Here is an 8611-nt window from a genome sequence, read left to right as displayed (position 1 = left end):
GACAGCGGCGGCAACGCCACGGTCACTTTGAATCAGGAGGGCACCTATCTCATCCTGGGCGATTCCTTGTCAGCAAGCAGCGGTACGTATTCTTTCAGCCCATCTCTGGTCACCCTCCCGGATTCCAATAAAAAGATGGCGACCACCGCCACCGTCAAAGTGTCCTACCAGCCGTCCCCGCCTTCCAACCCCCCCGGCAGAGCGCCCATCAACGTTACGGTGCTGAAGATATGGAATGATGACGATGAAGGGGAGTTTCGCCCACATTCCATTATGGTTTCCCTGCTCCGTGACGACAGGGTTTTTTATACCGTGCGGCTTTCACAGAGCAATAACTGGAGATATACCTGGAACAATCTCTCCACTGGATATACCTGGTCCGTGATTGAAGACACCGTTCCCCACGATTATACGGTTTCGTATTCACAAGAGGGGACGATCTTTACAATTACCAACACATATACGACAAATATTGCTCCACCGAAGCCCCCCAAAACCGATGAACCAACGATGACTGATTTACCGCCGGAACCCATTTTTCTGGCAAGCCTTCCCCAGACCGGGCTGCTGCAATGGCCAATTCCAATTATGGCGGTTCTGGGAATTATGCTGTTCAGCCGCGGATGGTGGGAGCATTTTAAACGGCAAACCCATGAAAATTAAACGGGATATCGTTCTGATGGCTACCGGCAGCCTGTTGTTGGCGGGTTCTCTATTTCTGATGGCGTTCAACTACATGGAAGAGACACGGGCAGACCGTCAGGCTGCGGAAACGGTGCAGGTATTGAACCAGCAAATTATTCCGGAGCTGCCTGACAAGACAAATGCCGAGACCACCGCCAAGCAAATTCAGTCGGTCCGAGTGAAAGACGAGAATTACATCGGCGTGCTGGATATTTCCGCACTGGGGCTCTCTCTGCCGGTGATGGACAACTGGAGTTATCCAAAACTGAAAAAAGCGCCCTGCCGCTACTCCGGTTCTTTTTTGACGGATGATATGATTATTGCGGGCCATAACTACAAGCAGCATTTTGGCTCACTTGAGGAGTTAAAACAGGGCGATTTGATTACTTTTACCGACGTGGATGGCTTTGTTTATAAGTATCAGGTAGTGACTGTGGAGTCCCTTGCATCTTCGGACGTGCAAGATATGAAATCCGAAAATCCGGGCTTGACGCTTTTCACCTGCACGTATGGAGGAAACAGCCGTATAGCCGTGCGGTGTGAACGGGAGAGTAGCTAATATCAATTAAATAAAAACCGCTCGTCTGCAAAGACGAGCGGTTTTTTATGCTTATTCGCTACTCACGATTTATCACACAGCCAAATAGGCGTTTACAAAAATAAATCGTATGCGTTTGGATAAATCACCATTTGGTGACCCTGAGGGGATTGAAACCACGGACCCACTGCTTAAAAGGCGTGAGTTTTAGTATGCTCAACAAATTATCTCGGAATAATTATACAATGCCGAAATTGACCTGCCAAACAGTAGGCACTTTTACACATTGCTAGTGCAAAAATTCAAGTAAAGCGGTTTTTGTATATTAAATAGAACTTCCTTACAAAGTCAGATATTGATATAATAAGGCGCTTTATTATTGATGCAGGATGGTAGGAATGGAGATGGGAGAAAATAATCTGTAAATTAGCGCAACGGTGGATCTAGTGTTGGAAACAGGAGAGAAAGGGAAAAAGAATATGAAAAAGTGGTTTGAAAATTTAAGAATCTATAAAAAGCTAATGGTGGGGTTCCTTTTGGTGGGTTTGTTAGGCATCATAGTCGGCGTTGTCGGCATTTTTAACATGATAGCCATGAACAACAGCCGTGAGGACTCCTATAATCAATGCACTCTGGGAATTGTTTACTCTGCTGGAGCGGAAAGTGCTTTTAACAAGGCCAGAAGTACGCTCAGAAATCTATACATATACTATGATACGGATAAGAATACATACTCCAAGGAAATTACAGATGATATGAATTCCGTTCAGGCGCAACTAGATAGCTACAGCAAGACACTTTTAGACAGCAAGGATCAGGAAAATTTTGATAAGGCCCAAACGGCTTACGACGCTTATAAAAGTATGATCGATAAAATTCAGCAAGCCGCCCAAGCGGGGGTGAAAAAAGATAGAATACTAACCTTGATCAATGATGCGGCAGCGGATGCTGAAAATGCACTAGATGTATTCGAAGAAATGGCAGCATACAATGCTACTCGTGCTCAAAATGACGTTGCCGCGGCTCAGACGTCGGCATTGATCGCGATGGTTGTCATGATAATTGTGATTGTCATATCCTTTATCGTTGCCGTGTTTATGAGCTTTCTCATATCTGGCGTTATCAGCAAACCCATGCAAAAAATTGCGGCGTTTGCCGAGTTACTGGCGGTCGGCGATATTGATTCGAGCAAAGTTTTTAGCAAAGACGACTTGCTGTTTAAATACAGGAAAGACGAAATTGGGACGCTTGCCTTCTCCTTCGATAAGGTGATGGAAAGTACCGCCGAGCAAGCTCAAAAGACTGCGGCAATTGCCAAAGGCGATCTTACAAGAAGCATCACAGTTCGGTCAGAGTTTGATGTGATGGGCAAGGCGCTTACTGAACTTGTTGATAAATTTCATATACTCGCGCAGTCGATTGTTTCGTCCGCGAACCAGATCGACGCGGGCGCAAGGCAAGTGGCGGATTCCAGCACCTCTTTGTCGCAGGGAGCGACAGAGCAGGCCAGCTCTGTCGAGGAACTGTCGGCTTCCATGGAGGAAATCACATCCCAGACAACACAATGCCCAAAACGCGCAGAAGACAAATGAGCTTGCTGTGAATGTGCAAAGGCAAGCGGAGACCAGTAACGAGAAAATGAAGGAAATGCTCAAGGCCATGGAGGAAATCAACACATCCTCCGAGAGCATTGGTAAAATTATAAAGGTGATCGACGATATCGCCTTTCAGACAAATATTCTCGCACTCAACGCGGCGGTCGAGGCGGCGAGAGCTGGCAGCGCCGGCAAGGGCTTTGCCGTTGTCGCTGAGGAAGTGAGAAACCTCGCTGGGAAGTCTGCACAAGCTGCAAAAGAGACGACGGAGCTGATTGAAACCTCGTCCCAAAAAGTGAACGCTGGCACTGAGATTGCCAACGAGACAGCCGACGCGCTCAAAAAAATCACGGAGGGGGCTTCGCAGGCAACTGAACTTGTTGGGGCAATTGCCACTGCTTCAAATGAGCAGGCGACGGCGCTGGAGCAGATTAATGAGGGGATCACGCAGGTTTCACAGGTCGTTCAAAGCAACGCAGCGGCAGCCGAGGAATGCGCCGCAGCCAGCGAGGAACTTTCTGCGCAGGCTGACGAGTTGAAAAAAAGTGTCAGCGTATTCAAGCTGAATGAAAAGCCCTCATCTCATAGTGAAGCAATCCTCGCGCCCAATTTTATGCCATCTGGAATGCATGAAATTGAGTTATCCGCCCGTGGATTTAAAAAATATTAACTATCAAAATAGTTGTCATTTTGTTAAAAACTGGAACAGTCTGAGATGAACCACGCCAATACCAATTAATAAAGCTAACAATGGCTCATTCTGTTAGGGGTGCCTCTAGTTAAGTTAACTTCTATTTGACGTAAAACTTGGTCATAAATAAAATGCGGCACTGTATGTGTTACTTCCTCATGTGCTAGCCTGCAAAGCGATGGTAAAAATGAAGTTATGGGCATGTACTGATTCAACTGTTATTCGCGACTCATCGTTGCAAAACAGGTTGCAATTAGAATTCATTGGTTTATCATTTGCTTGTATATCAATAATTACAAGCTGTTAGAACGCCGGTCTCCGACTCCGTCTGTGAGGGTTCAAATCATTCACTCGCTGCCAAAAAAGAAGCCCTGAGAAATCAGGGCTTCTTTTATTTTGGCTAGATATTTGGAGGATTGACGATTCAACGTTGCGGTAAGCTTATTCTTCTGAGAATACAGTGCGTAAGAAAATAACATAAAAATTGCACACCGATTTACACACGAAAAGCTGGTTACTTGCTGAGGAGTTCTTCGAAAAGAGCGGCCGATATGAAGACGACCTCAATGCAGAAGATATCTCAGGAGTTCTTCTTTAAATCGGACCTGGCTTCAATCCTGGTGACTCTGATTCTGCGGGAGAAGATGCCCACCAATATGTGCCCTTTGAAATTGCGCTGATTCACTGCGATTCGCTTCTATCTCCAATTTCCTGACATTCCGGCTCCGGTTGGTGGGCCAGCACTCGGTTGATTATTTTCATACCCGCTTCGTGGTAGTCGTGCCCATTCGTAGACGCGCAGTATTCGCCGAGAACATCAAAGTCATATCCCCCGTCAAAGAGCCCGATTGCCGACGCTAATACGCAGGCATCCGTATCAAAGCCGACTAGGTCAATGTGGGAACACTGCCCCACTAACCGGGACAGGTCCTGATGCGGGAGTCCGTAAGTCGTTTTTTCCTCCACCACCGTTGGCAATCCCGCAGGGGGGTGAATCAGCAGAGAATCGGAGCAGGCGTCCAGGCCGCTGTACCGATGCAGCCGGTTGTAGAACGGCGATTGCGGCGTGTTTTTATAGTAAGTCAAGATACAGTAATCATATCTGCCGGTTTCCGCCAACCTTTGAATTTTGGGAACGCGGTCCCTGGTGGTGTCCGTCAGAAATTCCTTCTGAACGTCAATAATCAGTAGTGCGTTGCAGGAAGGTTTGGTCATGATGATGCCTCCGAATTTGATTCATTTCAGTGCCTTTGGTTAGAATGCGCGGGTGCGCACCGTTTCATTCGTACGGCCGCATATGCCAAGGCGGTTCTCATAGGAGGCGTCTCTGTTCGTTCTTATAAATTTTTTCCTGAAGGGATCCTATATTCGTGTAAATTGTGTTGCTAAAGACCGGAAAAGAAATCATGGTTATCAGTGGCGTGAAACTTAACTGCGAACTGAAATGGAAAAAGGATCGGGTATTAAAAAGGTTCCCCGAAACTTACCATAGATAGGTTCCGGAAATTTCACCGTCAAACACATTGCCACCTATCTCGCCATATAATACAAATACGGCAGTCTTCGCAGAGTACATCACTAAGGAAGGGAGGGTGTCCCATGTGTTGCTGCCGGAATCGAAATAATTGGCGCTGCTGCTGGTGGCGGTGTAATTGCCGCAGGCGCTGGTGGTGCTGATTTTAGCATAAACGAACTCCCCGGAGTCTACCACCGGTAGGCTCCGGGGAATTCTGCGTTATCAAACACCGTAGGGAAGTGCCTGAACAAGTTTATCTGCAAGGATATAGACGTGCGCGTGGAGCGCATAAAGCCGTGTCCGGGAAGAACCGGTTGGCATTTAGGATACTTCGCTCGTTGTCAAAAAATGAGTCGTCAAACCATTGAAAAACTTAAATTTGATAATTATGATTTAATAAATCTGGTTGCAAAAAATTACGGATTGATTCCTTAAAGCCCAAAAACCGGAATATTTTGGCAGCATAGATTTCCTCAAGCAAAGGAATGATAGCGTAATGTCTCCGCATACTAAAGTAAAACGAAGGGAGGACTCACCTTGGGCATCTTAGGATGGATTGTAATAGGCGCTCTCGCCGGTTGGATCGCAAGTATGATTACGGATAATGACCAAAAGATGGGAGCAGGCGCAAATATTGCCGTGGGCATCATTGGCGGCTTTTTAGGCGGACTGATCATGAACCTATTGGGTGGCAGTGGAATTACCGGATTTAATCTCTGGAGTTTACTGGTTGCCGTTGTCGGAGCCGTCATCTTGCTGTGGATCGCAAGTGCGATTAAAAGAAAGACTTAATTGAAAGAAGAAACCGACTGCCTCAGGGTGGCCGGTTTCTTTCAGTTGGCGCTCATATCGGGGTGTACATACGTCTAGCTGGAAGGTGACTCAAATAGGGATGTTTGGCGGGGCGGACACGCGCAATGAATTCCCTCCCACACCCACGTCCACGGGGATCAGCATACTTTTTGTTTCGTGGGGACTGTGCAATCCCACTATAAAACATTTGAAAGAGTGCTTAAATTTTGTGCCGAAGCGATATTCGGAGAAAAACGCAAATATTTTTATTGACTTCTTTCGGGGCCTTTGCTAAGATACGTTCAAACATGAAGATGTGAAGTAGTAAGCAGCATTGTCCTTTCAGAGAGTTGCCGTCTGGTGCGAGGCAACAGGGTTCAATCTGCCGAACTGGTCACGGAATGGCCGCGCCGAACACATAAGTAGGCGTGGACGGAAGCCCCCGTTACAGAAGGCAGAGGTATGTCAGTACCTCGCAAAGTGCATTCGCAAGAATGAAGAAGAGTGGTACCGCGTAAGGAGTTTATCCTTTCGTCTCTTTGCTAAACCGCAAGGAGACGGAAGGATTTTTTGCGTCTTCTTGGACAGTATTTGGGAGGTCAACATGAAAACAGCAGCGACAATACCGGCGGCAATTCCGAATCCCGACATGAAATCCAGAAAGAGCGCGTTTTTCCTTGCCTTTTCCGTGGGCTCGGTCCTGTTCTCGGCCCACGCCGGGGGCGGCTTTGCCACCGGCAATCAGGCCAACACCTATTATGTGGGCCTTGGTTGGTTGGGCCCTGTGGCCGCCATTCTGGCAGTGCTGCTCATGTCGCTGACCATGCGGGAAGCCATGTTCTTCTACAATTCCCGAAACCTCAAATCCTACAAGGAGCTGTTTGAAGCCATTTTCAGCCCCTTTAAGAAGATTGAATGGCTTTTCGAGGTATTTTTCTACATCATGGTGGTTATGGCCATTGCTGCGGCCATCTCGGGAGCAGCTTCTGCGCTGAACGCTTACTTTGGAATGCCCTATGCCCTCAGTGTTCTTGCGGTGGGCGCACTGGTGCTGACGCTTACCATCTTTGGGGCAAGTCTGGTTCGTCTGGCCTCCACCTATATGGGCATGGCCATTCTGGTGATTGCCATCAGCATCTACGCCATCGGCATCACCAAGGGGGAGAATATCGGCTCCGTTTTGTCCACCAGTTTCCAAAACACCGGCATTTCCATGATTCCCAAAGCGGTTCTAAATGCCTTCGTCTACGCGGGCTTTCAATGTGTCACGCTGCCCACCATGCTGGCCTGTGGCAAGCCGCTTACTGATAAGCGGGGCTGCAACAAATCCATGAACATCGCCTTTGTCATGAATGCCGCTGCGTTGACTCTGTCGGTTTTCATGCTGCTATCCTGGCAGGGCGTTTATACCGCTGCGGAGGGGGGCGCCGTGATCCCCACGCTCACTGTATGCCGCGAGATCGGTATTCCGTGGCTCACGGTGGCCTATGCCGCTTGCCTGTTGCTGTGCCTCATTTCAACTGGCGTCACCACCACCTTCGGATTTGTGGCCAAGTTTGAAAATATCTCTGTTTTCAAGGGAATTAAGAATCCCACAGTGAAAAACGGAATCATTGCCGCCACTATCATCGCAATTTCTATGGGCATCTCCTTCGCGGGGCTGACCAACATTATCAAATACGGCTACGGTTACTGCGGGTATCTTGGTATTGCGGTGGTGATCGTTCCCATGCTGACCGTGGGTGTTTACAAAAACCGTAAGTTCCTGGCGGAAAATCCGGGTTATAAGGGTTAAGGAGAGATAAAAATGGAAAGAACACTGATTCCAAGCTACACCATCGGCCCAGACGCATATGAAGGGGTTTCCTCTGTCTGCGCTGCCTACGGGACAAAGGCGGTGATGATCGGAGGGAAAAAGGCGCTGGCGGCAGCACAGGAGAAAATCATCTCCGCGCTGAAGGACTCCTCTGTGGAGGTGGTCCGCTGTCTGTGGAGCGGGGGAGAGGCCTCCGTTGAAAATATCCAGCGGCTCACCCCCGACACAGAGGACGCGGACATGATATTCGCCGTGGGCGGCGGAAAGGCCATCGACACCGCCAAAGTGCTTGCCCAACGGGCAGGGAAGCCCTTTTTCACCTTCCCCACCATCGCCTCCACCTGCGCCGCGTATACCAGTCTCGGTATTCTCTACCACCCGGACGGAAGCCTGCGGGAATACTCCTTTTCCAAGATTCCGGCAAACCACGTGTTCATCAATACCCAGATTATCGCGGAGGCCCCCGTCAAATATCTCTGGGCTGGAATTGGCGACACCATGGCAAAGCACTATGAGTGCACCGTCTCCTCTCGGGGGCATACTCCCAGCCACTCTGACGGTATGGGCATCGCGCTGAGCACCATGTGCGCAAAGCCCCTGAAAATCTTCGGAAAGCAGGCACTTAAGGACTGCGAAGCAAACACCGTGACCCCCGACCTGACGGAGACGGTGCTGGGCATCATTGTATCTACCGGCATGGTTTCTAACTTTGTGCAGGTGGACTATACCACGGGCCTTGCCCACGCGGTGTACAACGGCTTCACGATTCTGCCTTCCACCGAGGCGTTTCACCATCTCCACGGTGAGGTGGTGGCCTACGGAATTCTGGTGCTGCTCACCGTTGACAAGCAGTATGAGGAGCGGGACGAGGTGTTCCGGTTCAGCAAATCCATTGGGCTGCCCACGAAGCTTGCGGATATCCACGCGAAGGAAGAAGACCTTTCAAAGGTTGCCGAAAAGGCTTTGAAGGGCATCGACG

9 protein-coding genes and 1 other annotated feature are annotated in these 8611 nt (G+C 48.9%); of the genes, 7 read left to right on the top strand and 2 right to left on the bottom strand.

Annotated features, from left to right (window positions below; all coding sequences use genetic code 11):
• The 4 genes from RT018_RS13325 to RT018_RS13310 form a co-directional block, all read left to right on the top strand.
• Positions 1–663 (top strand): Cna B-type domain-containing protein (locus RT018_RS13325; protein WP_312942773.1); only part of this gene is annotated, 663 nt, incomplete at its 5' end.
• Positions 653–1243: a sortase gene (locus tag RT018_RS13320; RefSeq protein WP_312942770.1), complete on the top strand. Its 591-nt coding sequence runs from the start codon at positions 653–655 to the stop codon at positions 1241–1243. The genes RT018_RS13325 and RT018_RS13320, both read left to right, overlap by 11 nt.
• Positions 1244–1701: 458 nt before the next feature.
• On the top strand, positions 1702–2814 hold the full coding sequence (locus RT018_RS13315; RefSeq protein ID WP_312942768.1) for a methyl-accepting chemotaxis protein: 1113 nt from the start codon (positions 1702–1704) through the stop codon (positions 2812–2814).
• A gap of 46 nt (positions 2815–2860) precedes the next feature.
• Positions 2861–3487, top strand: coding sequence for a methyl-accepting chemotaxis protein (locus tag RT018_RS13310; protein WP_312942766.1), 627 nt, complete (start codon positions 2861–2863; stop codon positions 3485–3487).
• 702 nt (positions 3488–4189) lie between these two features.
• Here RT018_RS13310 and RT018_RS13305 read toward each other — a convergent pair.
• Positions 4190–4723: an isochorismatase family protein gene (locus tag RT018_RS13305; RefSeq protein ID WP_312942764.1), complete on the bottom strand. Its 534-nt coding sequence runs from the start codon at positions 4721–4723 to the stop codon at positions 4190–4192.
• A 268-nt stretch (positions 4724–4991) separates the two neighbouring features.
• Positions 4992–5219, bottom strand: coding sequence for a hypothetical protein (locus tag RT018_RS13300; protein ID WP_312942762.1), 228 nt, complete (start codon positions 5217–5219; stop codon positions 4992–4994).
• 342 nt (positions 5220–5561) lie between these two features.
• On the opposite strand from RT018_RS13300, the gene RT018_RS13295 reads away from it, so the two are divergent.
• From RT018_RS13295 to RT018_RS13285, 3 genes are all read left to right on the top strand, one after another.
• Positions 5562–5816, top strand: coding sequence for a GlsB/YeaQ/YmgE family stress response membrane protein (locus RT018_RS13295; protein ID WP_312942760.1), 255 nt, complete (start codon positions 5562–5564; stop codon positions 5814–5816).
• A 302-nt stretch (positions 5817–6118) separates the two neighbouring features.
• Positions 6119–6358 (top strand) — a binding site (T-box leader).
• Between the two features lie 62 nt (positions 6359–6420).
• A complete protein-coding gene (locus tag RT018_RS13290) occupies positions 6421–7611 on the top strand; it encodes a hypothetical protein (protein WP_312942758.1) in 1191 nt (396 codons plus the stop codon).
• A gap of 12 nt (positions 7612–7623) precedes the next feature.
• On the top strand, positions 7624–8611 hold a 988-nt coding region (locus RT018_RS13285), incomplete at its 3' end, for an iron-containing alcohol dehydrogenase family protein (RefSeq protein WP_312942756.1).

The sequence above is a fragment of the Oscillibacter sp. genome, assembly GCF_032060045.1.
Classification (GTDB): Bacteria; Bacillota; Clostridia; order Oscillospirales; family Oscillospiraceae; genus Oscillibacter.
This window is presented reverse-complemented; position numbering and strand designations above follow the sequence as displayed.

Bases quoted from the DNA above. Each gene is read 5' to 3' on its own strand.
- RT018_RS13320 (WP_312942770.1), top strand. From the start codon at position 653: ATGAAAATTAAACGGGATATCGTTCTGATGGCTACCGGCAGCCTGTTG.
- RT018_RS13315 (WP_312942768.1), top strand. From the start codon at position 1,702: ATGAAAAAGTGGTTTGAAAATTTAAGAATCTATAAAAAGCTAATGGTG.
- RT018_RS13310 (WP_312942766.1), top strand. From the start codon at position 2,861: ATGAAGGAAATGCTCAAGGCCATGGAGGAAATCAACACATCCTCCGAG.
- RT018_RS13305 (WP_312942764.1), bottom strand. From the start codon at position 4,723: ATGACCAAACCTTCCTGCAACGCACTACTGATTATTGACGTTCAGAAG.
- RT018_RS13290 (WP_312942758.1), top strand. From the start codon at position 6,421: ATGAAAACAGCAGCGACAATACCGGCGGCAATTCCGAATCCCGACATG.